At 66.1% G+C, this 24,354-nt stretch carries 24 protein-coding genes and 1 tRNA gene; 4 read left to right on the top strand and 21 right to left on the bottom strand.

What is annotated here, in order from left to right; all coding sequences use genetic code 11:
* Positions 1–16: 16 nt before the first annotated feature.
* The 21 genes from rpoB to BOSE46_RS00320 all read right to left on the bottom strand — a co-directional run bounded on the left by rpoB (position 17) and on the right by BOSE46_RS00320 (position 20,904).
* A complete protein-coding gene (rpoB, locus tag BOSE46_RS00420; RefSeq protein ID WP_236551565.1) occupies positions 17–3,481 on the bottom strand; it encodes a DNA-directed RNA polymerase subunit beta in 3,465 nt (1,154 codons plus the stop codon).
* Positions 3,482–3,811: 330 nt separating this feature from the next.
* A complete protein-coding gene (locus tag BOSE46_RS00415; RefSeq protein ID WP_159537191.1) occupies positions 3,812–4,552 on the bottom strand; it encodes a hypothetical protein in 741 nt (246 codons plus the stop codon).
* Positions 4,549–5,055 carry a hypothetical protein gene (locus BOSE46_RS00410; protein WP_159537189.1) on the bottom strand — a complete coding sequence of 169 codons (507 nt, stop codon included), beginning with the start codon at positions 5,053–5,055 and terminating at the stop codon, positions 4,549–4,551. Before BOSE46_RS00410 ends, BOSE46_RS00415 begins: the two co-directional genes overlap by 4 nt.
* A gap of 59 nt (positions 5,056–5,114) precedes the next feature.
* Complete coding sequence (locus BOSE46_RS00405; protein ID WP_159537187.1) at positions 5,115–6,362, bottom strand: MCE family protein; 1,248 nt, start codon at positions 6,360–6,362, stop codon at positions 5,115–5,117.
* Positions 6,359–7,699, bottom strand: coding sequence for an MCE family protein (locus tag BOSE46_RS00400; RefSeq protein ID WP_159537185.1), 1,341 nt, complete (start codon positions 7,697–7,699; stop codon positions 6,359–6,361). The genes BOSE46_RS00405 and BOSE46_RS00400 overlap by 4 nt, the downstream gene beginning before the upstream one ends.
* A gap of 1 nt (position 7,700) precedes the next feature.
* Positions 7,701–8,867 carry an MCE family protein gene (locus BOSE46_RS00395; protein ID WP_159537183.1) on the bottom strand — a complete coding sequence of 389 codons (1,167 nt, stop codon included), beginning with the start codon at positions 8,865–8,867 and terminating at the stop codon, positions 7,701–7,703.
* Positions 8,867–9,859 (bottom strand): MCE family protein, encoded by a 993-nt coding sequence (locus BOSE46_RS00390; RefSeq protein WP_159537181.1) that lies wholly within the window; start codon positions 9,857–9,859, stop codon positions 8,867–8,869. Before BOSE46_RS00390 ends, BOSE46_RS00395 begins: the two co-directional genes overlap by 1 nt.
* Positions 9,856–10,941: an MCE family protein gene (locus BOSE46_RS00385; protein ID WP_159537179.1), complete on the bottom strand. Its 1,086-nt coding sequence runs from the start codon at positions 10,939–10,941 to the stop codon at positions 9,856–9,858. The genes BOSE46_RS00390 and BOSE46_RS00385 overlap by 4 nt, the downstream gene beginning before the upstream one ends.
* Entirely contained in the window at positions 10,938–12,371 is a 1,434-nt protein-coding gene (locus BOSE46_RS00380) for an MCE family protein (RefSeq protein WP_159537177.1), read from the bottom strand. Before BOSE46_RS00380 ends, BOSE46_RS00385 begins: the two co-directional genes overlap by 4 nt.
* A 3-nt stretch (positions 12,372–12,374) precedes the next feature.
* Positions 12,375–13,220 carry an ABC transporter permease gene (locus BOSE46_RS00375; protein ID WP_159537175.1) on the bottom strand — a complete coding sequence of 282 codons (846 nt, stop codon included), beginning with the start codon at positions 13,218–13,220 and terminating at the stop codon, positions 12,375–12,377.
* A gap of 2 nt (positions 13,221–13,222) precedes the next feature.
* The gene (locus BOSE46_RS00370) at positions 13,223–13,942 is read right to left on the bottom strand and encodes an ABC transporter permease (protein ID WP_159539299.1); all 720 of its coding nucleotides are present in this window, start codon (positions 13,940–13,942) and stop codon (positions 13,223–13,225) included.
* A gap of 53 nt (positions 13,943–13,995) precedes the next feature.
* Positions 13,996–14,955, bottom strand: a complete 960-nt coding sequence (locus BOSE46_RS00365; protein ID WP_159537173.1) for an ABC transporter ATP-binding protein — start codon at positions 14,953–14,955, stop codon at positions 13,996–13,998.
* 272 nt (positions 14,956–15,227) lie between these two features.
* Positions 15,228–15,620 carry a 50S ribosomal protein L7/L12 gene (gene rplL / locus BOSE46_RS00360; protein ID WP_159537171.1) on the bottom strand — a complete coding sequence of 131 codons (393 nt, stop codon included), beginning with the start codon at positions 15,618–15,620 and terminating at the stop codon, positions 15,228–15,230.
* Positions 15,621–15,675: 55 nt separating this feature from the next.
* A complete protein-coding gene (gene rplJ / locus BOSE46_RS00355; RefSeq protein WP_159537169.1) occupies positions 15,676–16,341 on the bottom strand; it encodes a 50S ribosomal protein L10 in 666 nt (221 codons plus the stop codon).
* 366 nt (positions 16,342–16,707) lie between these two features.
* Positions 16,708–17,523 (bottom strand): DUF6612 family protein, encoded by an 816-nt coding sequence (locus BOSE46_RS00350; RefSeq protein WP_159537167.1) that lies wholly within the window; start codon positions 17,521–17,523, stop codon positions 16,708–16,710.
* A gap of 46 nt (positions 17,524–17,569) precedes the next feature.
* Positions 17,570–18,319, bottom strand: coding sequence for a hypothetical protein (locus tag BOSE46_RS00345; RefSeq protein ID WP_159537165.1), 750 nt, complete (start codon positions 18,317–18,319; stop codon positions 17,570–17,572).
* 81 nt (positions 18,320–18,400) lie between these two features.
* The gene (rplA, locus tag BOSE46_RS00340) at positions 18,401–19,114 is read right to left on the bottom strand and encodes a 50S ribosomal protein L1 (protein WP_159537163.1); all 714 of its coding nucleotides are present in this window, start codon (positions 19,112–19,114) and stop codon (positions 18,401–18,403) included.
* 82 nt (positions 19,115–19,196) lie between these two features.
* Entirely contained in the window at positions 19,197–19,625 is a 429-nt protein-coding gene (gene rplK / locus BOSE46_RS00335) for a 50S ribosomal protein L11 (protein ID WP_056209536.1), read from the bottom strand.
* Positions 19,626–19,676: 51 nt separating this feature from the next.
* Positions 19,677–20,558 carry a transcription termination/antitermination protein NusG gene (nusG, locus tag BOSE46_RS00330; RefSeq protein ID WP_236551564.1) on the bottom strand — a complete coding sequence of 294 codons (882 nt, stop codon included), beginning with the start codon at positions 20,556–20,558 and terminating at the stop codon, positions 19,677–19,679.
* Between the two features lie 16 nt (positions 20,559–20,574).
* Positions 20,575–20,796, bottom strand: coding sequence for a preprotein translocase subunit SecE (gene secE, locus BOSE46_RS00325; protein ID WP_056209538.1), 222 nt, complete (start codon positions 20,794–20,796; stop codon positions 20,575–20,577).
* A 35-nt stretch (positions 20,797–20,831) separates the two neighbouring features.
* Positions 20,832–20,904 (bottom strand) — tRNA-Trp (locus BOSE46_RS00320).
* A 158-nt stretch (positions 20,905–21,062) separates the two neighbouring features.
* Between BOSE46_RS00320 and BOSE46_RS00315 the strand changes: the two genes are divergently transcribed.
* The 4 genes from BOSE46_RS00315 to BOSE46_RS00300 are packed head-to-tail and all read left to right on the top strand — an operon-like array spanning position 21,063 to position 24,329.
* A complete protein-coding gene (locus tag BOSE46_RS00315) occupies positions 21,063–22,460 on the top strand; it encodes an NAD-dependent malic enzyme (protein ID WP_159537161.1) in 1,398 nt (465 codons plus the stop codon).
* Between the two features lie 27 nt (positions 22,461–22,487).
* On the top strand, positions 22,488–23,540 hold the full coding sequence (locus BOSE46_RS00310; protein ID WP_236551563.1) for an adenosine deaminase: 1,053 nt from the start codon (positions 22,488–22,490) through the stop codon (positions 23,538–23,540).
* The gene (locus BOSE46_RS00305; RefSeq protein ID WP_159537157.1) at positions 23,540–23,905 is read left to right on the top strand and encodes a DUF4190 domain-containing protein; all 366 of its coding nucleotides are present in this window, start codon (positions 23,540–23,542) and stop codon (positions 23,903–23,905) included. Before BOSE46_RS00310 ends, BOSE46_RS00305 begins: the two co-directional genes overlap by 1 nt.
* 28 nt (positions 23,906–23,933) lie before the next feature.
* On the top strand, positions 23,934–24,329 hold the full coding sequence (locus tag BOSE46_RS00300; protein WP_201299459.1) for a DUF4190 domain-containing protein: 396 nt from the start codon (positions 23,934–23,936) through the stop codon (positions 24,327–24,329).
* Positions 24,330–24,354 lie beyond the last annotated feature (25 nt).

The following is a 24,354-nucleotide window of genomic DNA, read 5'->3' as shown; positions in this document are numbered from 1 at the left end:
TCTGAGCGGAGTGCGCTCAGACCTCTTCCACGCTGGAGGGCTCACGCCGGGACAGGTCGATGCCGAGTTCTTCGGCGGCACGGAAGAGATCCTCTTCCGCGTCGCGCATCTCGACGGCCGAGCCGTCACTGGAGAGCACCTCAACGTTGAGACACAGGGACTGCATCTCCTTGACGAGAACCTTGAACGACTCCGGGATGCCGGGTTCGGGGACGTTCTCGCCCTTGACGATCGCTTCGTAGACCTTGACGCGTCCGAGGATGTCGTCCGACTTGATGGTCAGGAGCTCCTGCAGCGCGTACGCCGCTCCGTAGGCCTCGAGGGCCCACACCTCCATCTCGCCGAAGCGCTGTCCACCGAACTGCGCCTTACCGCCGAGAGGCTGCTGCGTGATCATCGAGTAGGGACCCGTGGAACGTGCGTGGATCTTGTCGTCGACGAGGTGGTGCAGCTTGAGCAGGTACATGTAGCCCACCGAGACGGGGTCGGGGAACTTCTCGCCGGTACGACCGTCGAAGAGCACCGCCTTGCCGTCACGCTTGACCATGCGCTCGCCGTCCCGGTTGGGGAGAGTCGAGGCCAGCAGGCCCTGGATCTCGTCCTCACGGGCGCCGTCGAACACGGGCGTCGCGATGTTGGTGGAGGGCTCAGCCTTGTCCGCCTTGATCTTGCGGAGGGTCTGCGCCCACTCGTCCTTCTCGTCGTCCGGGATCTGCCAGCCGGTCTTGGCGACCCAACCGAGGTGGGTCTCCAGCACCTGTCCGACGTTCATTCGTCCGGGGACACCGAGCGGGTTGAGCACGATGTCGACGGGCGTGCCGTCTTCAAGGAAGGGCATGTCCTCGACCGGAAGGATCTTGGAGATGACGCCCTTGTTGCCGTGGCGACCGGCGAGCTTGTCGCCGTTGGAGATCTTGCGCTTCTGCGCAACGTAGACGCGCACGAGCTGGTTGACGCCCGGTGAGAGCTCGTCACCCTCGGCCGAGTCGAAGACCCGGACGCCGATGACGGTGCCCGACTCGCCGTGCGGGACCTTGAGCGAGGTGTCGCGCACTTCGCGCGCCTTCTCACCGAAGATCGCACGGAGCAGACGCTCCTCGGGGGTCAGCTCGGTCTCACCCTTGGGCGTGACCTTGCCGACCAGGACGTCGCCGTTGCCGACCTCGGCACCGATGCGGATGATGCCACGCTCATCCAGGTCCGCCAGCATTTCCTCGCTGACGTTGGGGATGTCGCGGGTGATCTCCTCGGGACCCAGCTTCGTGTCGCGGGCATCGACCTCGTGCTCCTCGATGTGGATCGAGGTCAGCAGGTCGTCCTGGACGACTCGCTGCGAGAGGATGATCGCGTCCTCGTAGTTGTGGCCCTGCCACGGCATGAATGCCACGAGCAGGTTCGTCCCGAGGGCCATCTCGCCCTCGTCGGTGCACGGGCCGTCGGCCAACGGAGTGCCGACCTCGACGCGCTGACCCTGCTCGACCAGCGGGCGCTGGTTGGTGCAGGTGCCCTGGTTGGAGCGACGGAACTTCGCCAGACGGTAGGTGAAGTAGGAGCCGTCGTCCTGCATGATCTCGATCGCGTCCGCGGACACCTCGTTGACCACACCGGCGACCTTGGCCACCGTGACGTCACCGGCGTCGACGGCGGCACGGAACTCCATGCCGGTGCCGACGAGCGGGGCGTCGTTGCGGATCAGCGGGACGGCCTGACGCTGCATGTTCGAGCCCATGAGGGCGCGGTTGGCATCGTCGTGCTCGAGGAACGGGATCAGCGCCGTGGCGACCGACACCATCTGTCGGGGCGAGACGTCCATGTAGTCGACGTCGCCGGCGGGACGAAGCTCGGCCTCGCCACCCTTCTGGCGTACGAGGACCATGTCCTCGGCGAAGGTGCTCTTCTCGGTCAGGATCGAGTTGGCCTGAGCGATGATGAAGCGGTCCTCGTCCGTCGCGGTGAGGTAGTCGACCTGCTCGGTGACCTTGCCCTTGACGACCTTGCGGTAAGGCGTCTCGACAAAGCCGAACGAGTTGATCCGGCCGTAGGACGCGAGCGAGCCGATCAGGCCGATGTTGGGGCCTTCCGGAGTCTCGATCGGGCACATGCGGCCGTAGTGCGACGGGTGGACGTCACGGACTTCGTAGCCGGCGCGCTCACGGGACAGACCACCAGGTCCGAGGGCGGACAGGCGACGCTTGTGCGTCAGTCCGGCCAGGGGGTTGTTCTGGTCCATGAACTGGCTGAGCTGCGAGGTGCCGAAGAACTCCTTCAGCGCCGCGACGACCGGGCGGATGTTGATCAGGGTCTGCGGCGTGATGGCCTCGACGTCCTGAGTCGTCATGCGCTCGCGGACGACGCGCTCCATGCGGGCCAGGCCCGTGCGGAGCTGGTTCTGGATCAGCTCGCCGACCGTGCGCATGCGACGGTTGCCGAAGTGGTCGATGTCGTCGGCCTCGACGATCGTCTGACCGGCCGGCGTCGCCAGCTCGGTCTCGCCGGCGTGCAGCGCGACGATGTACTTGATCGTCGAGACGATGTCGTCGATCGTCAGCGTCTGCTGGTCGAAGGCCTCTTCGACGCCGAGCTTCTTGTTGATCTTGTAGCGACCGACCTTGGCCGTGTCATAGCGCTTGGCGTTGAAGTAGTAGTTGTCCAGCAACGTCTGCGCGGCCTCGCGGCTGGGCGGTTCGCCCGGACGCAGCTTGCGGTAGATGTCGAGGAGCGCCTCGTCCTGGGTCGTGGTGTTGTCCTTCTCCAGGGTCAGGCGGATCGACTCGTACTGGCCGAACTCCTCGAGGATCTGGGCCTCGCTCCAGCCGAGTGCCTTGAGCAGCACCGTGACGCTCTGCTTGCGCTTGCGGTCCAGGCGGACGCCGACGAGATCGCGCTTGTCGATCTCGAACTCGAGCCATGCGCCACGCGACGGGATGACCTTCGCGGTGTAGATGTCCTTGTCGGACGTCTTGTCGGGGACGCGCTCGAAGTAGACGCCCGGCGAGCGGACGAGCTGCGAGACGACGACACGCTCGGTGCCGTTGATGATGAACGTGCCCTTGTCGGTCATCAGCGGGAAGTCGCCCATGAAGACGGTCTGGCTCTTGATCTCGCCAGTCTCGTTGTTCATGAACTCGGCCGTGACGAACAGCGGAGCGGCGTAGGTGACGTCGCGGTCCTTGCAGTCCTCGACGGAGTACTTCGGCGGCTCGAAGCGGTGATCGCGGAACGACAGGCTCATCGTCTCGGAGAAGTCCTCGATCGGGGAGATCTCCTCGAAGATCTCCTCGAGGCCGGACTTGGTGGAGACGTCGGTCCGGCCACCGGCGAGGGCTTCCTCGACACCGGCCTTCCACGAGTCGTCGCCGATCAACCAGGCGAAGCTGTCGGTCTGCAGAGCGAGAAGCTCTGGGACCTCGAGCGGTTCTGAGATTTTTGCAAAGGAGATGCGGCGGGGCTGAACAGGTGCGGAGGTGCGCGAGGCGGCCAAGAGGGGTCCTTCCAAGGGCTCGCAGGCGGGTGGCTCGGTGGATCGTGCTGCGCGCACGCCAATCGACCCCGGTCAAGGGGACATGGGCAGACAGAGCGAGCGCGAAAGTTCAGTGTAACCCGCAGGACACAGCGAAGCAAGGGCGGGTCTTGACAAACCCAGCCGCGTGGGGGAGTCTATTTGGCTTTTCGAGCAGAAGCAGGCATTTCAGGCGAGGACTCGCCGTGAGATTTGAAGGCTCGCTGCGGCAGAGCGCCGCAACGCGGCAGCCGCACCCACGTGGTTTCGAGGCTCGGCCGCTAGCAGCCTCCGCACCTCAACCACCGACTCCTACAACGCGCGTACGTTGCTGACGAGCCAGCCGTCGTCGGTCTTGACCATCGACACCGAGACCCGGTTGGCGAACACCGTCGGCTCCTTGGACGAGCCCACGAGACGCGCCTGGTCGAGGAACACCAGCACGTCGACCTTGTCCTTGGAGCACTCGTTGCCACACGACAGCGGCGCGGCCTCACGCGCGACGGCCTTGACGACGACCTTGCGGTTCTCCGTGACCTGGGTCAGCGCCGGCGCGATCTTCTCGAAGTCCTTGGCGAACGACTTCGTCATGAGGGCGGTGGACGCCGACTCGTGCTGCGGGAGCTTGTCGGAGCTGAACGAGAAGATCGTCTGGGCCGCGGTGCCGGCGGCCGACACGGCCTGATCGCGGGAGGAGTCGAGGCCGTCGTCGCCTCCCCCACCCCGCAGGTGCTGGACACCGAGCACGCTCAGCACGACACCTGCCACGAGGGCGACGGCGGCCACGAGCACGAGCAGGGCCGGAACCCGGTCGGCCGGATCGACGGACTCGCGGGCCGGCTTGGGCTCGGCGACCTTCGGCACGCGGGCGGCCTTGGCGGTCGCGACGGACTTGGCCGGGGGTGCCGGCGGTGCGGCCTTCTGCAACGCGGCCTTCTTGGCAGCAGCCTTCCTGGCTGGGACCTTCGGCACAGTGGGCTTCTTCGCCGGGACGGCGGGCTTGCCCTCGCCTGCGATGCGGCGACGGCGAACGGGACCGGTGGGATCGCTCATTCGGCGCCACCTTCCGTGGAGCTGGGGCTGGGCGTCGCCGGCGTGGCCTCGGCCTGCACGGGTGCGACGCTCTCGAACGTCGAGATCCGCCACTCCCCCTTGCTCTTGACGAACGAGACCTTCCACCGGAAGTGCCTCAACACGGCCGCCTCGTTGTCGGTGTTGGTGATCTTGGAGTCCACCGCGACGAGTGCCACGGCCGAGTCCTTGTCGATGCTGTCGACCGCCGTGCCGACCACCTTGGCATCGCCGCTCTTCTGCTTCTTGGACTCCAGCGCCTTGAACACCGCGTCGGTGATCTTGACGAACTCCTTGTCGTACGACGGAGTGAGCAGTCCCTTGAGCCGCTTCTGGTAGTCGGCGAGCTCCTGGACCTCGTACGTGTTGTAGGCCACCGCGAAGTCGTTGGCGCGAGAGATCACCGCGTTGCGGTCCTTGGAGTCACCGTCGCTGCCGGAGGGGTCGAGGAGCAGCAGGATGCCGCCGACTATCGAGAGCACCACGCCAAGAGCCGTGGTGACGACCAGGAGAGCGATGACTCGGGAGCGGCTTGACCTTTCGGTCACTGTTGGGCCGGGCCGAGCAGAAGCCACTTCCAGGAGTCCTTTCCGGTGGAGACAGTTTCATCCGACGATGCAGCCGGTCGATCGAGCTTGGCCTTGCACGGGATGGGTGTCTTCCCATTCAACTCGGTCTTGCAAGGCTGTCGCGCGATGTGGTTGTCAGGGACATTACAGTCCAGGTTCGTATTGAACTCCTTGTCGCTGATGACCTGCTCCTCGCGACGCTCACGGTAGCCCGAAGCGGAACCACCGTTCTGGTCGTACGTGCAGGTCGCCGGCGAGGCCGCGAGCGCGAGTCCGAACGTCGCGTTGTAGTTGTTGGAGTTCGGCACCTGGTCGAGCACGGAGAACGAGCCCTCGACCAGGTAGGGGTAGAGGATGAAGATCGCCTGCAGCCCGAGCACGTTCTGCGACAGGGGCTTGCCGGAGGTGACGAGGTCGCGGATCGCGTTGCCGAGGTCCGGGGAGTTCTCCTTGACGACGGCGTTCAAGGTGGCGGCACTCTGGCTGCCCTTGTCGAACAGGCGACGCAGGTCGGGGTCGGCCTCGACCAGGCTGTCGGACAGCAGCGCGAGGTTCTTGGAGAACGTGCCGAGCTCGCCCTGCTTGTCGATCTGGGTCTGCAGGACCGAGGTCGAGTCGTGGATCAGCGAACGCGTCACGTCGATGTTGTCGTCGGCGGCCCGGATGAACTCCGACGAGGTGTCCAGGATCGTGGACAGGTCCTGACCGGTGCCCTCGAACGCCTGGCCCAGCTCGTCGACCACGGTGCGGAGGCTGTCGGTGTTGACCGACGTGACCAGGTTGTTGACGTCGACCAGCAGCGTCGTGGTGTCGATCGGGATGCGGGTGTTGGCCAGCGCGATGGACGAGCCCTTGTGGAGGTAGGGCCCGGAGTTGGTACGCGGTTGCAGGTCGACGAACTGCTCGCCGATCGCGGACTTGTTGGCGACGACGGCAAGCACGTCCGACGGGATGTTGGGGGCGCTGTTCTCGATGTCGAGCGTCGCGCGGACCCCGTCGTCCTTGAAGCTGAGCTTGCCGACCTTGCCCACGGGGATGCCGCGGTAGGTCACCTGGGCGCCCGCGAAAATGCCGCCGGAGTCCTTGAACTGCGCCGACACCGGGAAGCTGCGGTCCACGACCAGTCGGTCGATCTGCGCGTAGCGACCGCCGACGAAGGCGCCACCCAGCACGGTGACGATCGCGAAGATCACCAGCTGGATCTTGGTGAGCCTGGAGATCATGGTGCCACCACCGGTTCCACGAGAAGTCGTTCCAGATCGCCTGCCGGCGTGTTGGCCACCGCCGTGCGACACGTGCCGAGCAACGAGCAGATGCCGCCCGGGCTGGGTGCCGTGGTCGCGGTCGGCGTGGGCTGGGGCGTGCCGCTGGTCGGCCCATCGGTCGTACCGGGCTGACCGGTCGGTTCGGTGGGCACGAGACCGGTGACCAGGTCCACGAGCCCCTGGGCCGGGTCCTCGATGATCTTGGGCAGGTCAGGCGCCTTGATGCCGGCCGTCGCCGCGTAGCCGTCGAGGATCGTCTGGAGCTGGTTGACCCCGATGTCGAGGCCCAGCGAGAGGTTGGAGAAGTCGCCGAAGCACACGCCCTGCTTGACCGCGGGCGTGCCGTCCTCGCACTTGCCCGACGCCTTCGCGTAGGTGTTGCCCACGAACCCGTCGGAGAAGGGGTAGGTCAGCAGCGCCTTGGTGGCGTACGCCAGGTCGTCGCCGGCCTTGGTGAGGTTGGTGAGGGTCGGCACCAGGGCGCGGAGGTTGGCGACGGTGTCGGCCTTGGAGTCGCGGACGACCCCGGTGGCGACGTCACTGAGCCGGGACAGCGACTGCAGCAGCTTGACCAGGTCGTCGCGCTGGCCGTTGACGACGCGCAGCGCCTCGGGCAGGTCGTCGAGCGCGCCGGTGATCGCTGCCTTCTGGTCGTTGGTCGCGACCGCGAGCCGGTTGATCTTCTCCAGCGACGTGAGCAAGGCGCTCTTGTTGTTGTCGAGCTGGGTGATGAACGACGTCGTGGTGTTGATGAGCTCCTTGACCTCGGGCTCGTTGCCGCCGAGGGCATTGTTGAGCTCGCGGACGATCGTGTTGGTCTTCTCGAGGCCACCGCCGTTGAACAGCAATGACGCGGCGCCCAGGACCTCCTCGATCTCGGGGTTGCGACTCGACCGGTCGAGCGGGATCGTGTCGCCGTTGGTCAGGCGGCCCTCGGCCCCGGTCTTGGGCGGGGCGAGGGACACGAACTTCTCGCCCAGCAGGCTCGTCTGGCGGATCGTCGCCTCGGCGTTGTCAGGCAGCTTGGTGTCGCCGTTGACCTTGACCGTGACGACGGCCGTCCAGCCGTTGAGCTTGATGTCGGTGACCTTGCCGACGGCGATGTCGTTGACCCGCACGGCGCTCTGCGGGACGAGGTCGAGCACGTCACGGAACTGCACCTTGACCGTGTAGGGGTCGCTGCCGAGATCGGCGCCACCGGGCAGCGGCAGCTTGTAGGGCGAGAAGCCGCAACCGCTGAGGAGCACGGCCATGACACTGGCGATGACGCCGGCACGCAGGAGTCGGGTGCTCATGTCACTTCACCGCCAGCATGTCGGCGACCGAACGGTTGACCGGGTCGGGCTCTGGACTGGGCGCGGACGACGCCGGCGCGGTGCGCGGCAGGCCTCCGAGCACGTCCTTCAACGTCTTGCAGATGCCGTCGGTCACCGTCTCACCGAGCATGTTGCACAGGAACGTCGTGGGATCGGTCGCCGAGCCGAAGAGGACCTCGGGGATGTCGTTGCGGGTGTCGAGGCTGCCGGCCGTGCCGTTGTAGGCCAGCGCGACGTTGGTCAAAGCCGTCGGCGCGTTGATCGTGGTCTCCTCGAGCTCGTCCTTGTGCTTGGCCAGCAGCGCCGCGAGCGAGGCGATGTTGTCGACGTTGCTCCGCAGCTTGCCGCGGTTCTCCTTGACCAGCGAATTGACGTCGACGAGGGCCAGGCTGAGCTGCCGGAGGGTCTCCTTGAGGTCTTCGCGCTCACCGGCGAGCACCGTGGACACCTGGGCCGTGCTGTCGTTGAACGAGCGCACAGCCGAGTCGTTGGTCTTCAGCAGGCTCACGAACTCCTCGACCTCCCGCAGGCTGCCGAACAGCTCGTCCTTGTTGTTGGACAGCGTCGTGCTGAGCTTGCCGAAGTTGTGGATCGTCTCGTTGAGCTGCGCGCCCTGGCCGTCGAGCTGGGCGGCACTGCCATCGATGAGCTTGCTGAGCGAGCCCTCCTTGTTGGCGCCTTCGGGTCCGAGCGCGACCGACAGGTCGTCGAGGGACTTGTAGACCTGGTCGAGCTCGACCGGCACGGCGGTGCGATCGACCGGCAGGTAGGCGTGGTCCTTGAGCACTGCGCCCGAGCCGTTGTAGGCGGGGGCGAGCTGGATGAACCGGTCACCGACGATCGACGGCGAGACCACGACGGCCTTGACGTCGTTGGGCAGCTTGACGTCACCCTTGTAGGAGACCTTGGCGCGTACGACGTCGCCGCGCGGCGTGAGGCTCACGACCTCGCCGACGGGCACACCGAGGATCTTGACGTCGGATCCCTTGTAGACCGAGTTGGTCTGCTCGAAGTCGATCGTGATGTAGCGCTTGCCGTCGCCGTTGTTGACCACGAGCAGCACGGCGGCGAGCAGCGCGAGCACGACGAACACCGTCAGCACCTTGGAGATGCCGGCGAACCGCTGGGCCAGACCGGAGGGACTCATCAGTTGCCACCTCCCAAGGCGCCTTGAATCTGTGAGACGAGGCCGCCGGTGTTGAGCCCGCCGAGATAGGTGTCGAACCACGGACCGGTGCCGAGCGGGTTGGAGAACACCCGCAGGAATCCGGGGTACGTCCGCAGTGCCTCGTCGAGGCTCGCCTCGTTCTTGCGGAGCATCGTGGTCACCACGTCGAGCTGGTCGAGAGCGGGCTTGAGGTTGGAGCGGGTGTCCTTGACGAGTCCTCGCAGCTGGGTCGAGATCGACTGGGTCGAGACCAGCAGGCGGTGGATCGAGTCGCGCCGCGCGCTGATCGCCTGGAACAGCACGTCGGAGTCCTTGAACAGCGTGACGAGCTCGGTGTTGCGCGAGTTGAGGACACCCGAGACCTTCTTGAGGTTGACCAGCAGCGTGTTGATCTGGTCGTCACGAGCGGCCAGGTTGCGCGAGAGGTCCGAGACGCCCTTGATGGCACCCCGGAACTCCTCCGGCGTGCTGGCCGAGACGTCGGCGAGCGTGTCGAGCGCCTTGGACAGCTCGGGGATGTCGATCTCGTCGGTGGTCTTGCTGAGCTCGGAGAACGCCTGCACCACGTCGTAGGGCGCGATCGTGCGTGCGACCGGGATGATGGCGCCCTTGGGCAGCTGACCCGGGCCCTTGGGCGTCAGGGCGAGGAACTCCGCGCCCAGCAACGTACGCACCCGGATGTCGGCGCCCGTCTCGGTGCCGAACTTGGTGCCCTTGTCGATCTTGAACGTGACGCGCACCTTGTTGCCCCGGAGCTCGATGCCCTCGACCTTGCCGATCGACACGCCGGCGACCCGGACCTCGTTGCCGGCCTTGAGCCCACCGATCTCGGCGAAGTCGGCGTGATAGGTGTCGCCGCTGCCGATGATCGGCAGACGATCGGCGCGGAAGGCGCCGAGCATCATCAGGGCGATCACGGCGATGCCGATGACGCCGATGACGACGGGATTGCGTTCGCGGAATGGCTTCATTTGGCGTACCCCGGCTGATCGCATCGTGCGCCGCCGACGGCGAGACCCTCAGGCCCACCGAGGTCGAGCTTGGTCTGCGGCAGTATGCCGGCGATGGCAGGGATCGTGATGCTGCCCCGTACGTCGCACAGGTAGAAGTTGAACTCGCCGCCGCTGGACGCCGCGTTGCCGATCTTCTGCAGCTTGATCGGCAGGATCTTGATCGAGTTCTGGAGCGTCGAGAGGTTCTTGCTGGAGCTGAGGTTCTTGGTCAGCGCGTTGAGCTGCTTGACGTCCTCGGTGAGCGCCGGGCGGCCCTGCACCAGCAGGTCGGACGTCTCGTCGGTCAGGTCGGAGATCGAGTCGACCGAGTTGAGGATCGCGTCGCGGTCGTCCTTGAGGCCGGTCACGAACTGCTGGAGCGTGTCGATCGTGTCGGTCAGCTCCTTGTCGCGGCTGCCGACCGTGTCGAGCACCTCGCTCAGGTTGGTGATGACATCGCCGATCAGCTGGTCGCGGCCGGCGAGCGTGTTGGTCAGGGACGATGTCCGGGCCAGCAGGTTCTCGACGTTGCCGCTCTCGCCCTGGAGGGTCTGGACGATCTCGTAGGCGAACTTGTTGGTGTCCGAGGGGGAGAGCGCCTGGAAGACCGGCTTGAACCCGTTGAGCAGGACGTTGAGGTCGAGCGCTTCCTGGGTGCGGCTCTCGGGGATCGTGCTGCCTTCCTTGAGCGTCGTCTTGGCGCCGTCGGCACCTTGGGTCAGCGCGATGTAGCGCTGCCCGACCAGGTTGCGGAACTTGATCGTCGCGTTGGTGTTGTCGGTCAACGGGACGTCGGAGTCGACGCCGAACGTCACGAGGGCCTTGTCGCGGTTGACGATCTGCACCTTCTTGACCGAGCCGACGGCGACACCCGCGATGCGGACGTCATCGCCCTTGGCCATGCCGGTGACGTCGCCGAAGACTGCCTTGTACTCCTTGCGGTCACCGAACGAGCCGTTGCTCAAGGTGAGGGCCAGGATCAGCGTCGAGATGCCGGTGAAGGCGAAGAAGAAGCCGAGCTTGACCAGGGCGCCGAGGGACTCGCGATCGATCTGCTTCATCGGAGCTCCACCGCCGATCCACGCAGGACGGGGCTGATCAGGAGGGACCCGATGTCGGGGACGCTGGACGGCTGCATGCCGAGCGTGCCACCGAGCAGGACATTGAGCTCAGCGCGTTCGCCGGCGGAGTCGACGCCGGTGATGCTGGGCTGGACCAGGTCCTCCAGCGAGACGCTGGAAGCGGCCGAGCGGTTGGCGAAGTCCGCCGCGCTGCCGAACTTGGCGTGCGGCTTCTTGATGCCGACGAGCTTGTAGACGTCGGCCGGGATCTTGAACGGGTGCGCCTGCGAGGAGATCGCCTTCTCGTGGGACTTGCCCTTGTTGATCTCGTTGAGGTCGATGCAGCTCGGCGTCGCGGCGTTGTCGGCGCGGATGTCCTTGCCGTTCTTGGCCGGGGCACCGTTGGAGGCGTCGTCGAAGGTCTTCTGCGTCGCGCTGAGGTTCTCGTTGGCGTCGTACGCGTCGGGCTGGGCGATGATCTCGACGTTGATGTGCAGCCTGCCGTCACGGTAGGCGCTGTCGAGGCGCGGAATGAGCGTGTGCAGCGCACCCAGGAAGCAGGGGAACGTCGTGGAGTACTCGCCGACCGTCTCGAGGATCGGGCGACTGAGCTTGCTGAGTGCCTTGATGTTGTCGCCGTTGTCCTTCGTGAAGGTGGTCAAGGTGTTGGACAAGGCAGTCGCCTCGTCGAAGAACGCCGTCAGCTGGGCCTTCTTGGCGACGATCGTGTTGCCGGTCACCACGGTGTTGCGGAGCAGCCGGCCGAGGTCGGGCATCGCGTTGGCATAGCCGTCGGACACCGTGCCGAGCTTGGTCAGGTCGTCGATGAGCTGCGGTACGTCCGGGTTGACCTTCTGCAGATAGCTGTTGGCCTGGACCAAGGTCTCGCCCAGCTCCTTGCCGCGCCCGTCCAGCGCGGTCGCGACGGCGCTCAGCGTGTAGGACAGGTTGGCCGGGTCGACCGCGTCGAGCAACGGATAGAGGTCGTTGAGCAATGTCTCGACCTCGATCGGCACGTCGGCCTTGGTGATCGTGTCGCCGGCCTGCAGCGTCTCGCCGTCATCGTGCGTCGGCGGGATCAGCGCGACGTACTTCTCACCGAACAACGTCTTGGGGATGAGCTGGGCCGTCACGTCCTTGGGGACGTCCTTGATGAGCTTGGGGTTCATCGCCAGCAGCAGCTTGACGCCGTCGCCGTCGGGCTCGACCTTGCGGACCTCGCCCACGATCATGCCGCGCAGCTTGACGTCGGCATTCTGCGGCAGGTTGACGCCGGTGGTGTCGGTCTTGAGCGTCACGGCGTCGTAGTTGACGAACGCCTTGGTGAAGAACGCGTAGGTCACCCAGAGGATCAGGAGCATCAGGGCGATGAAAGCCGCGCCGAGCACCTTGAGGGAGCCGGAACGCTCGAGGAGAGGGGTACGAGCCATGGTTCAGCCCGCCAATCTCACGGTGACGTTGGTGCCCCAGATCGCCATGGAGGCCAGGAGGTCGACGACGTTGATCGCCACGATCGACGTGCGCACCGCGAGACCCACGGCCACGCCGACGCCAGCCGGTCCACCACTCGCGTAGTAGCCGTAGTAGCAGTGGATCAAGATCACGACGACGGCGAAGATCAGCACCTTGGCGAACGACCACAACACGTCGCTCGGTGGCAGGAACGTCGTGAAGTAGTGGTCGTAGGTGCCCGCACTTTGCCCATTGATCCGCGTGATCGTCAATCTGGTCGCGAAGTACGACGACAGCAGGCCCACGATGTAGAGCGGGACGACCGCAATGAGGCCGGCGATGACGCGGGTCGTGACGAGGAACGGCAGCGACGGGATCGCCATGACCTCGAGCGCGTCGACCTCTTCGCTGATCCGCATGGCGCCGAGCTGGGCGGTGAAGCCGCAGCCGACGGTCGCGGCGAGCGCGATGCCGGCGACGATCGGCGCGATCTCACGCGTGTTGAAGTAGGCCGAGACGAATCCGGTCAGGGCGGCGGTGCCGAGCTGGTCGAGGGCGGCATAGCCCTGGATGCCGACCTCGGTGCCGGTGAAGAAGCACATCGCCGTGATGACGCCGACGGTGCCGCCGATGACCGCGAGCGAGCCGGATCCGAGCGCGACCTCGGCGAGCAGCCGGACGATCTCCTTGCCGTAGTTCTTGATCGTGCGCGGAACCGAGGCGACGACCCGGATGTAGAACAGCATCTGACGACCGAGGTCGTCGAGGAAGCCGTTGAACTTGGCCGGGAGGGCGGTGACGGCGGACAGAGCTGTCTTGTCGGACATCGTCACATCCCCTTGGGCGGCACGAGCTGGATGTAGATGGCCGAGATGAAGAAGTTGACGATGAAGAGCAAGGTGAACGTGATGACCACGGCCTCGTTGACCGCGTCACCGACGCCCTTGGGGCCGCCCTTGGCGTTCATGCCCTTGTAGGACGCGACGATCGCGGCGAGGAAGCCGAAGATGAGGGCCTTGACCATGCCTTGATACATGTCTGGCAGCTGCGCCAGTGCCGTGAACGACGCGAGATAGGCGCCCGGGGTGCCGTCCTGCAGGATGACGTTGAAGACGTAGCCACCAGCCACGCCGACGACCGTCACCAGGCCGTTGAGGAAGACCGCGACCAGCATGCAGGCCAGGACGCGAGGCACGACGAGCCGCTGGATCGGGTCGATCCCGAGCACCATCATGGCGTCGAGCTCCTCACGGATGCGGCGCGCGCCGAAGTCAGCGGCGATCGCCGAACCGGCGGCACCCGCGATCAGGAGGGCGCAGGCGATCGGGCCGGCCTCACGGACGACGGCGAGGACCGCGGCAGAGCCGGTGAACGACTGCGCGCCGAACTGCTTGATCAGGCCGCCGACCTGCAGGGCGATGACCGCGCCGAACGGGATCGACACGAACGCGGTCGGGACGATCGTCACCTTGACGATGAACCAGGCCTGGAGCAGGAACTCCTTGAGCTGGAACGGACGGCGGAACAGCGCCACCAGCACATCCAGCATGAAGGCGAACAGATTGCCGGCAACCCTCGCGGGCCCGGCCACAACGGCTGTTGTCACGCAACACCGCCGGCAGCCAGCGGCATCTTCTCTCCGAAAGAACCGGCAGGGGCGGTGACGCCGTTGTCGCGGCACCAGGCGCCCGCCTCGCGCTGGGCACGGCGGGGCCGTCCGTCGGACGGCTCGAGCTGCAGCGGTACGGGCGGCAGCGGGGGCATCTCGATGCCCTGCTCCGCGGCGAGCTCGTCGGCGTCCTTCTCCTCGGACATGCCGATCGGGCCGACAGTCTGGGCGTTGAGGAACTGCGCCACGACGGGCTCGGACGACGTCAGCAGCATCTCGCGCGGACCGAACATCGCCAGGTGCTTGTGGTAGAGCAGGCCGATGTTGTCCGGCACCGTACGGGCGGTGTTGACGTCGTGCGTCACGATCAGGAAGGTGGCGTCGATCTGCGCGTTGAGGTCGATGAAGAGCTGGTTGATGTAGGACGTACGGACCGGGTCGAGGCCCGAGTCGGGCTCGTCGATCAGCAGGATCTCGGGATCGAGCACGAGGGCGCGGGCCAGTCCGGCGCGCTTGCGCATGCCGCCGGAGATCTCACCGGGCAGCTTGTTCTCGGCACCGACCAGACCGGTCAGCTCCATCTTGTCCATCACGATCTGACGGATCTCGGATTCTGACTTCTTGGTGTGCTCGCGAAGGGGGAACGCGACGTTGTCGTACAGGTCCATCGACCCGAACATCGCACCGTCCTGGAACAGGACGCCGAACAGCTTGCGGATCTCGTAGAGGTCCTTCTCGGAGCAGTTGGCGATGTCCGTGCCCTCGATGTAGACGTGCCCCTCGTTGGGCTTGAGGAGTCCGATCAGGGTCTTGAGGAACACCGACTTGCCGGTGCCGGACGGGCCGAGCATCACGGAGATCTCACCTGCCGGAAGGGTCAGCGAGACGTCCTTCCAGATGAGTGAGCTCCCGAACTTCTTGGTCAGCCCCTCGACGACGACTTCAACGCCCACGGTCGGCCCCTCCTTGCTTGCCGTGGTCTGCCGGCGAATGCCGGCCGAACTACCTCATCCTAGGTCGGTGTGACTGCGGACACAGAGAGTAACGAGATATGGCAACCGAGGTTACGCTCTCGCGACGCTTCGTGACTCGCCGGTAACAACCGAGGGATCCGGTGAAACATACCTCATGTAACTCCGTGTGACAATCGTGAGCCACGTCACCCCGGGCAGACAAAAGCGCCCCTCCCGAAGGAGGGGCGCTCTTGAATGGATTCAGCGACGAGTCACTTGACGGTGACCGAGGCGCCGGCGGCCTCGAGGGCCTCCTTGGCCTTGTCGGCAGCTTCCTTGTTGGCCTTCTCGAGAACAGGCTTCGGGGCGCCCTCGACGAGGTCCTTGGCCTCCTTGAGACCGAGGCCCGTGATCGTACGGACTTCCTTGATGACCTGGATCTTCTTCTCGCCGGCACCCTCGAGGATGACGTCGAACTCGTCCTGGTCAGCAGCAGCCTCGCCACCGGCAGCAGCGCCACCGGCAGCAGGAGCGGCAGCAGCGGCAACCGGGGCGGCCGCGGTGACGTCGAACGTGTCCTCGAACTCCTTCACGAACTCGGAGAGCTCGATGAGGGTCATTTCCTTGAATGCATCCAGCAGATCGCCGGTGCTGAGCTTCGCCATGGGGGCGTCCTTCCGTTATTGAGACCCCGAGGGGGTCCCGATGTGAATCGGGCTTTCAGCCCTCGGTCGTCTCGGCGTCGGCAGACGCTTCGACAGGGGCGGCGTCGGCGGGTGCCTCGGCCGGGGTTTCTGCTTCAGCCGACTCGGCCGCGGGGGCCTCCTCGACCGGGGCAGCAGGCGCGGGGCCCGCTGCCAGAACCGACGGGTCGCTCTCGGCCTTCGCCTGCAGGGCACCCAGAACTCGGGCGGCCTGCGACAGCGGGGCGTTGAACAGCGACGCGGCGTTCGTCAGGCTGGCCTTCATGCCACCTGCGAGCTTGGCGAGGAGGACCTCGCGCGACTCGAGGTCGGCCAGCTTGTTGATCTCTTCAGCAGTGAGGATCTTCCCGTCGAGGAAGCCTCCCTTGATGATGAGCGGCGTGTTGGCCTTCGCGAAGTCACGCAGACCCTTGGCCGCCTCGACAGCATCGCCCTTGATGAAGGCGATGGCGGTCGGACCGGTGAGCAGATCGGTGTCGATCTCCACTCCTGCGTCCTTGGCGGCGATCTTGGTCAGCGTGTTCTTGGCGACGGCATAGCTCACGTTCGCACCGAGAGTGCGCCGCAGTTCCTGCAGCTGCTTCACGGTGAGACCGCGGTACTCGGTGAGAACAGCGCCATTCGACTCGCGGAAGCTTTCTGCGAGCTCGGCAACGGCGGCTGTCTTGTCCGGGTTTGCCATGGGTCTCCTTCCAGCACATGGGTCCATCCGACGACTGCGACCCCATGTGCGTACACGGGCCCGACACGAAAAAACGTCCCGGCGCAAGGCACGGGACGTTGAAAGGACCAACATTCGCAACCTGCGCGGGCCGCCCTTCCGGGCGCTTCGTGCGACTCCTGGGAGTCACCGACCAGCGGTCTTCGGTATGTCCAGAATAGGGCACGGCCGACCCCCGACCAAATCGCCGAGACCGACGAGCGCAGCGAGGAGCGTTGAGGCGCGCCAGGGAGCGAAGCGACCGTGAGCGTTCGCGGCGAAGCCGCCAGCAGCGAGGCGTGGCGAGGTGACCTCCCAAGGCGGGAAGGTCACCTCACCGGTCCGCAATCACGCCGCGGCGGGGGCTCCGCTCAGCTCGCTGATGTCCTTGTCCGAGATCTCGTCCGGAGAGGGCGCCTGGACGTCGACCGGCTCACCCCACTTGGAGTAGTCCATGGTCGTCTTCGCGCCCGCCAGCTCGAACTCCATGCGTCGCAGCAGGTCGTCCGAGCCCACGTACATCGTGTAGACGATCGTCTTCGGCACCTGGCTGCGCGAGGCAGCCGGGAGGTCCTTGATCGCGTCGAGCTTGCTGGTGTCGACCGTCACGACGTACGGCTGCGCCTTGACCCCGTCGATCGTCTGCGGCTCGCCCTTCTTCTCGAATGACTTCACCGCCGCCTTGAACTGCCGGAGCTGGCTGGCCGGATCCATCTGGTCCATGATGCGGCTGTACTGCTTGGCGATCGGGTTGCTCTCGTCGGTCAGGTCGATTTTGACGAACTTGTCGTCGGTGATCTGTCCCATGTTCATGTAGAACGTCTGGTCGACCAGGCGCATCTCCATCTCCCTGGAGTCCATCGTCATCGTCATGGCCATCGACACGTCCTTGATCGACGAGCCGACCTTGACGTCGCCCTGGGCCTTGACGGTCTGGCCACCCACCCCGATCGACATGTCGACGTGGCTGGACTTCGCCTTGGCCTGCGAGTCGGTGAGGACGTCGGAGAAGTTGGCCTGGGTCAGCGTCACCGACTTGCCGCCGCCGCTGGACCCGGTCTTCTTGTCAGCAGCGGAGTCGTCCTTGTCGCCGCATGCCGAGAGTGACAGGCCGGCGACCACCGCGACGGCCACGAATGAGGTGAGCTTCCTGGAGATCGTCATGGCACGAGCATAGATAGGACACAGGATGTCCGAAAGTCGAGAACCGTCAGCCGCCGGTGAACGCGCTCTCGTCGATGACCTGCGACGCAGGAGGCGCGTCGATCTCGACCGGATCGCCCAGGTTGGTGACGTCCATCCGTACGTGTGCGGAGTCGACTGAGGACTCCATCCGGCGGACGCGGTCGTCCGCGTCGATGTAGAACGTGTAGACGACACTGGCTCCGGGCCGGAGCTGGGTGTCCTTCTCCAGGGCGCCGGACTCGATCGCCCGGTCCACGTCCAAAGTCACCTTGTACGGCGTGGTGCCCACCCCATCGATGCGCTGACCATCGCCCTGCTGCTCGACCTCCGTGATCGCATCGGCGAACTCACGGATCGACCTGGTGAGGTCGAGCTCATCTGCCATAGGAGCAAGAGTCTCGCCGATGGGACTGGCAGGATCCTTCGGATCCACCCGGACGAACTTGCCCTCTGACGACTCTCCGAAATTTGCGTAGAAGATGCCGTCGACGAGCCGCATCTCGAACCCGTCCTCGCCCGACTCGGAGTAGGTCATCGACATCGCAGAGTCGTCGATGCTGCGGCCCATGACCTGATCGCCGGACATCGTGATCTGCTGCGACCCTGCGTCGACCTGCATCTCGACGTGCATCGTGCCTTCGGCCAGCAGTGCCGCGGTCATCTTCTGCGAGAAGTTGTCCTTGGTGAAGCGCGACCGTGACTCGGAGTCATCCCCGCTGCCACCACATCCGGCGACGAGCAACAGCCCTGCCACCACCACGACCTGCTTGAACACGACGCCTGCCCCCGAGAAAACGACACCGGCCCCATGCCGACGTGTTCACGTCAGCATAGGGCCGGTTGCGGCGCTGGAGGCTCAGGCCTCGTCAGTCGCGTATGCCTTGGTGCGGCTCGGGTCGACCGGGACGCCAGGACCGTTGGTCGTGGAGACCGTGACCTTCTTGACGTAGCGGCCCTTGGAGCTCGCGGGCTTGAGACGCAGCACCTCGTCGAGCGCGGCGCCGTAGTTCTCGGCGAGCTGCTCGGCGGAGAACGATGCCTTGCCGATCACGAAGTGCAGGTTGGCGTGGCGATCGACACGGAACTCGATCTTGCCGCCCTTGATGTCGTTGACGGCCTTGGTGACGTCCGGCGTCACGGTGCCCGTCTTGGGGTTCGGCATCAGGTTGCGGGGACCGAGGACGCGGCCGAGGCGACCGACCTTGCCCATCATGTCCGGTGTCGCGACGACGGCGTCGAAGTCGAGCCAGCCCTCGTTGACCTTGTCGACCAGCTCGTCGGCACCGACGAAGTCGGCTCCGGCCTCACGTGCGGCATCGGCGTTGGCGCCGGTGGCGAAGACCAGGACCCGTGCGGTCTTGCCCGTGCCGTGGGGGAGGTTGACGGTGCCGCGCACCATCTGGTCGGCCTTGCGGGGATCGACGCCCAGACGGATGGAGACATCCACCGTCGAGTCGTACTTCTTGCTCCCCGACTCCTTGGCCAGCGTCGTGGCCTGGAGAGGTGTGTAGAGGTTGTCCTTGTCGATCTTTTCGGCGACCTGGCGGTACGCCTTGCTGTGCTGTGCCATCTCTGGTCTTCCTTCTTGTATGAACCAGTTGTGGTCTGAACGGGCCCAGCGGGCCCTGCCACCTACTGCTTGGTGAGTGTTGTCAGTCCGTCGTGACGCCCATCGAGCGCGCAGTGCCCTCGACGATCTTCATGGCGGCATCGATGTCGGTCGCGTTGAGGTCCGGCATCTTGGTCGTGGCGATCTCGCGGATCTGGTCCTTGGAGATCTTGCCGACCTTGTCCTTGTGCGGAACGGGCGAGCCCTTCTGCAGTCCGGCGGCCTTCTTGATCAGCTCAGCCGCGGGCGGCGTCTTGGTGATGAAGCTGAACGTACGGTCCTCGTAGATCGTGATCTCGACCGGGACGACGTTGCCACGCATGGCTTCTGTGGCCGAGTTGTAGGCCTTGCAGAACTCCATGATGTTGACGCCGTGGGGGCCGAGCGCGGTGCCGACGGGCGGCGCCGGGTTGGCCATACCGGCCTGCAGCTGCACCTTGACGATGGCTGCGACTTTCTTCTTGGGAGGCATTTCTCGGGTCCTTGACTACTGAATGGTTGGTGCTGATGAGAACCGGTTGGCTCAGACCTTCTGGATCTGGGTGAAGCTGAGCTCGACCGGGGTTTCGCGGCCGAAGATCTCCACGAGGGCCTTGACCCTCTGTGCGTCGATGTTGATCTCCGTGATGGTCGCGTGCAGCGTGGCGAACGGGCCATCGACGACCATGACGGAGTCGCCGACGGAGAAGTCGGTGAACTCGACCTTGGAGGCCTTCGCCTGCTGCTGATCGGGGGTGTCGGTCGCGGTTGCGACTTCTGCCTCCACTGCCGGGGCGAGCATGCTCTCGACCTCGGCAAGACTGAGGGGGACCGGCTGGTGGGAGTTGCCCACGAACCCGGTGACGGACGGCGTGTGGCGGACGACGCCCCACGACTCGTCGGTGAGGTCCATGCGGACCAGGACGTAGCCGGGGAGCACGGTGCGCTTGACGAGCTTGCGCTGACCGTTCTTGATCTCGGCGACCTCTTCGGTCGGCACGACGACCTCGAAGATGAAGTCCTCGGCGTTGAGCGACGTGACGCGGTTCTCGAGGTTGGACTTCACCCGCTTCTCCATGCCGGAGTAGGTGTGGACGACGTACCAGTCGCCGATCTGGTTGTGCAGACGGTCGCGGAACTCCTGGAGCGCGTCGGCAACCGGCTCGTCCTCGGCCGGTACGTCGGCTGCGTCCTCGTCGGTTGCGTCCTCGTCGGCCACGACGTCCTCGAGCGCCTCGTCAGCGACATCGGCACCCAGGGTCGGGTCCTCGACGGTCGCGTCGTCGACGTCGTCGTCCGATGCAGGGATCGACGTCTCGACGTCTGCTTCAGGCGCGTCGACGTCCTCGGCAGCAGGGGTCGACGGCTCGAGCTCTTCGACCTCGTCGGTCTCGGAGCTGGTCTGCGGGTCGATGCCTTGAGTCACAAAATTCCTTTGGTTGCTACGCGAAGATCCAGAACGCGGCCTTGCCGAACCCGTAGTCGAGTCCAGCCACGATGGCCATCATGAAGAGCACGAACACCAGAACGACCCAGAAGTAGTTGACCACCTGGGGGCGAGTCGGCCAGACCACCTTGCGGAGCTCGGCGATCACCTGTCGGTAGAACGTGATCGGCGACGTGCGTTTGCCGGATGTGCCGGCCAGCTCGTGACGGTCGCTCACGGTACTCCTTCGTCGTTCGTGGTTGTCATGTCTCGCAGGGCACGAGGGACTTGAACCCCCAACCTTCGGTTTTGGAGACCGATGCTCTGCCAGTTGAGCTAGTGCCCTCAGTCGAATCTCGCTCCGGGGTCAAACCTGTTGAGGGCATGACGATCTAGAGTGAATATTCACCGGTGGGTCAAGTGTACGTGGTGCGCCCCGCCCTCGTCGAACCGAGGGCCGCCACCCAAAAACCTGAGCCTTTCCTCATGTTTTAGCATGGGTCCATGGCCACTGCACCCAGCATCTCCTACTCGATCACGATCCGTCTCGAGGTACCGTCCGGCGGATCGGCGGTCAGTGAGCTCACGACGACCGTCGAACGTACCGGCGGAATCGTCACCGCGCTCGACGTCACGGCGTCCGGGGCCGAGGCCCTGCGCATCGACCTGACCTGCGCGGCCTCCGACACCGACCACGCAGCCCTGATCGTCTCGGCCCTCGAGGTCATCGGCGACGTCAAGGTCGAGAAGGTCTCGGACCGTACGTTCCTCATGCACCTCGGCGGCGTGATCGAGACCGCGACCAAGCACCCGCTGCGCAACCGCGACGACCTCTCGATGATCTACACGCCGGGCGTCGCCCGCATCTGCATGGCGATCGCCGCCGACAAGGAGGACGCCCGCCGCCTGACCGTCAAGCGCAACAGCGTCGCGGTCGTCAGCGACGGATCCGCCGTGCTGGGCCTCGGCAACATCGGCCCGCACGCCGCGATGCCGGTCATGGAGGGCAAGGCCGCGCTGTTCAAGGGCTTCGCCGACATCGACGCCTGGCCGATCTGCCTCGACACGCAGGACGTCGACCAGATCGTCGAGACCGTCGCCGCGATCTCGCCCGGTTTCGCCGGCATCAACCTCGAGGACATCTCGGCACCGCGCTGCTTCGAGATCGAGGCGCGGCTCCGCGAACGCCTCGACATCCCGGTGTTCCACGACGACCAGCACGGCACCGCCGTGGTCGTGCTCGCCGCGTTGCGCAACGCGCTCCAGGTCGTCGGCAAGGACATCGGCACCGCCCGCATCGTGCTCGCCGGAGCAGGCGCAGCCGGCACGGCCGTCCTCAAGGTGCTGATCCACGCGGGCGCGAAGCACGTCGTGGTGTGCGACGTCCAGGGCGTCGTGCACGCAGGCCGCGAGGGTCTCGACGACTCCCTGCAGTGGATCGCCGACAACACCAACGCCGACAACCTCACCGGGACGCTGCGCGACGTGCTGCCCGGCGCGGACGTGTTCGTCGGCGTGAGCGCGCCCAACCTGCTCCGCGCGGAGGACGTCGAGTCGATGGCCGACGACTCGATCGTGTTCGCCCTGGCCAATCCCGATCCCGAGATCGACCCCGCCATCGCGCGCCAGCACGCCCGCGTCGTGGCGACCGGACGCTCGGACTACCCCAACCAGATCAACAACGTGCTGGCCTTCCCGGGCATCTTCCGCGGGCTGCTCGACGCCCAGAGCCACGGCATCGGGATGGACATCCTGATCGCCGCCGCTGAGGCCATCGCCGGCAGCGTCTCCGCCGACGAGCTCAATGCCAACTACATCGTGCCCAGCGTGTTCCACGCCGACGTGCACAAGCGGGTCGCTGCCGCGGTGCGCAAGGCCGCCGAGGCCGCCGACAAGGAGTGACGGACGCCGACTGGCAGGATGGCCACTGTGCCCTTTGACCACTCGGACCGCCGGTCGCTGTCGGCACTTCCCAAGGCGCATCTGCACCTGCACTTCACCGGCTCGATGCGGCACGGCACGTTGCTCGAGCTGGCCGAGCGCGACGGCATACGCCTGCCGGCCTCACTGACCGAGGACTGGCCGCCGCAGCTCAGCACGACCGATGAGAAGGGCTGGTTCCGGTTCCAGCGCCTGTACGACGTGGCGCGGTCCGTGCTCCGCACCGAGGACGACGTACGTCGCCTGATCCTCGAAGCCGCGCAGGACGATGCCGCCGACGGCTCGGTCTGGACCGAGATCCAGGTCGACCCCTCCGGCTACGGAGCCCGCTTCGGCGGCATCACGGCATTCACCGACCTCGTCATCGACGCCGCTCGTGACGCCTCCGACCGGGCCGGCATCGGCATCGGGGTGGTCGTGGCGGCCAACCGCACCCGGCACCCGATGGACGCCCGCACGTTGGCCCGCCTCGCTGCCCAGTACGCCGGACGCGGGGTGATCGGCTTCGGCCTGTCCAACGACGAGCGGCGCGGCGACACCACGGAGTTCGGGCCGGCGTTCGCGATCGCCGAGCGAGCCGGGCTGGCGCTCGTGCCGCACGGCGGGGAGCTGCGGGGACCGGCGCACATCACGCAGTGCCTCGACCAGCTGCACCCCGACCGGCTGGGACACGGGGTGCGCGCCTCGGAGAGCACGGCGGTGCTTGATCGCATCGCCGCCGAAGGGGTGGCCCTCGAGGTCTGCCCCACCTCCAACGTGTCGCTCGGCGTCTACAGCACGCTCGAGGAGGTGCCCGTGCGCACACTGACCGCCGCCGGCGTCGACGTGGCTCTCGGCGCCGACGATCCCCTCCTGTTCGGATCGCGCCTCGCCGGTCAGTACGCCGTGCTGCGGGCCGCGCAGGACTTCACCGATGAGGAACTCGCCGATCTCGCCCGCATGTCGATCCGCAGGTCGTACGCTCCTTCAGACACCGTGAGCGCAACCCTCACGAGCATCGACAGCTGGCTGGCCACCTCCGTCGGCGAAGGGACTGAGTGATGACCTCGCCCTACCCGAACCCGCACGTGTATCAGCACCCCTACCCGTACGCGCCGCAGCCGGTGCGACTTCCTGCGCATCCGCGGGCCACGACCGCGATGGTCCTGGGCATCGTGGGGGTGGCCGGCTTCTTCGTCCTGTTGGTGCCGATCCTCGTCAGCCCGCTGGCGTGGTACTTCGGGGCCGTCGCCGAGCGTGAGGCCGAGCGCCACCCCACGCGATACCGGCACGCGGGTGAGGCCCGCACCGGGATGGTGCTGGGCATGATCGGCACGGCGATCCTGGGGTTCGCCCTCCTGATGCTGTTCGTGGCCGGCACGCTGATCCTCGTGAGCCAGCGCCACGACGCGGGCTACGGCACCTGAGCCGGTCCGGCTGTGCGAGGCTGAGCCCATGAGCGACCAGGACCCGACACAGCCCACCCCGCCTGGCCACCAGCCCAACTGGGGCAGCGCCTATCCCCAGCAGCCTCCCCAGGCGCCGCAGTACCCGCCGGGCGGCTACCAGCAGCCGTACTACCTGCCGCCCAAGCATCCGCAGGCCACGACCGCGATGGTCCTGGGCATCCTCGGTCTCGCGCTGTGCGGCATCATCGCCCCGTTCGCCTGGAGCACCGGCAGCAAGGCCGTCAAGGAGATCGACGCCAACCCCGCGGGCTACTCCGGGCGCGGCGAGGCCAATGCCGGCAAGATCATGGGCATCGTCGGCACCTGCTTCCTCGCCTTCGGAGTCCTGGCGCTCGTCGGCCTGGTCGCGATCGGGATCGCTGTCGACACCTCGACCAGCTGACGCCCGTCCTGCGCGGAGCGAATGT

The organism is Aeromicrobium sp. 9AM (genome assembly GCF_902506105.1).
GTDB lineage: Bacteria > Actinomycetota > Actinomycetes > Propionibacteriales > Nocardioidaceae > Aeromicrobium.
This window is presented reverse-complemented; position numbering and strand designations above follow the sequence as displayed.

Bases quoted from the DNA above. Each gene is read 5' to 3' on its own strand.
- rplJ (WP_159537169.1), bottom strand. From the start codon at position 16,341: ATGGCAAACCCGGACAAGACAGCCGCCGTTGCCGAGCTCGCAGAAAGC.
- BOSE46_RS00395 (WP_159537183.1), bottom strand. From the start codon at position 8,867: ATGAGTCCCTCCGGTCTGGCCCAGCGGTTCGCCGGCATCTCCAAGGTG.
- BOSE46_RS00375 (WP_159537175.1), bottom strand. From the start codon at position 13,220: ATGTCCGACAAGACAGCTCTGTCCGCCGTCACCGCCCTCCCGGCCAAG.
- BOSE46_RS00300 (WP_201299459.1), top strand. From the start codon at position 23,934: ATGAGCGACCAGGACCCGACACAGCCCACCCCGCCTGGCCACCAGCCC.
- BOSE46_RS00415 (WP_159537191.1), bottom strand. From the start codon at position 4,552: ATGAGCGATCCCACCGGTCCCGTTCGCCGTCGCCGCATCGCAGGCGAG.
- rplA (WP_159537163.1), bottom strand. From the start codon at position 19,114: ATGGCACAGCACAGCAAGGCGTACCGCCAGGTCGCCGAAAAGATCGAC.
- BOSE46_RS00380 (WP_159537177.1), bottom strand. From the start codon at position 12,371: ATGGCTCGTACCCCTCTCCTCGAGCGTTCCGGCTCCCTCAAGGTGCTC.
- BOSE46_RS00405 (WP_159537187.1), bottom strand. From the start codon at position 6,362: ATGATCTCCAGGCTCACCAAGATCCAGCTGGTGATCTTCGCGATCGTC.
- rplK (WP_056209536.1), bottom strand. From the start codon at position 19,625: ATGCCTCCCAAGAAGAAAGTCGCAGCCATCGTCAAGGTGCAGCTGCAG.
- BOSE46_RS00350 (WP_159537167.1), bottom strand. From the start codon at position 17,523: ATGACGATCTCCAGGAAGCTCACCTCATTCGTGGCCGTCGCGGTGGTC.
- BOSE46_RS00390 (WP_159537181.1), bottom strand. From the start codon at position 9,859: ATGAAGCCATTCCGCGAACGCAATCCCGTCGTCATCGGCGTCATCGGC.
- BOSE46_RS00385 (WP_159537179.1), bottom strand. From the start codon at position 10,941: ATGAAGCAGATCGATCGCGAGTCCCTCGGCGCCCTGGTCAAGCTCGGC.
- BOSE46_RS00315 (WP_159537161.1), top strand. From the start codon at position 21,063: ATGGCCACTGCACCCAGCATCTCCTACTCGATCACGATCCGTCTCGAG.
- BOSE46_RS00400 (WP_159537185.1), bottom strand. From the start codon at position 7,699: ATGAGCACCCGACTCCTGCGTGCCGGCGTCATCGCCAGTGTCATGGCC.
- BOSE46_RS00305 (WP_159537157.1), top strand. From the start codon at position 23,540: ATGACCTCGCCCTACCCGAACCCGCACGTGTATCAGCACCCCTACCCG.
- rplL (WP_159537171.1), bottom strand. From the start codon at position 15,620: ATGGCGAAGCTCAGCACCGGCGATCTGCTGGATGCATTCAAGGAAATG.
- BOSE46_RS00370 (WP_159539299.1), bottom strand. From the start codon at position 13,942: ATGCTGGATGTGCTGGTGGCGCTGTTCCGCCGTCCGTTCCAGCTCAAG.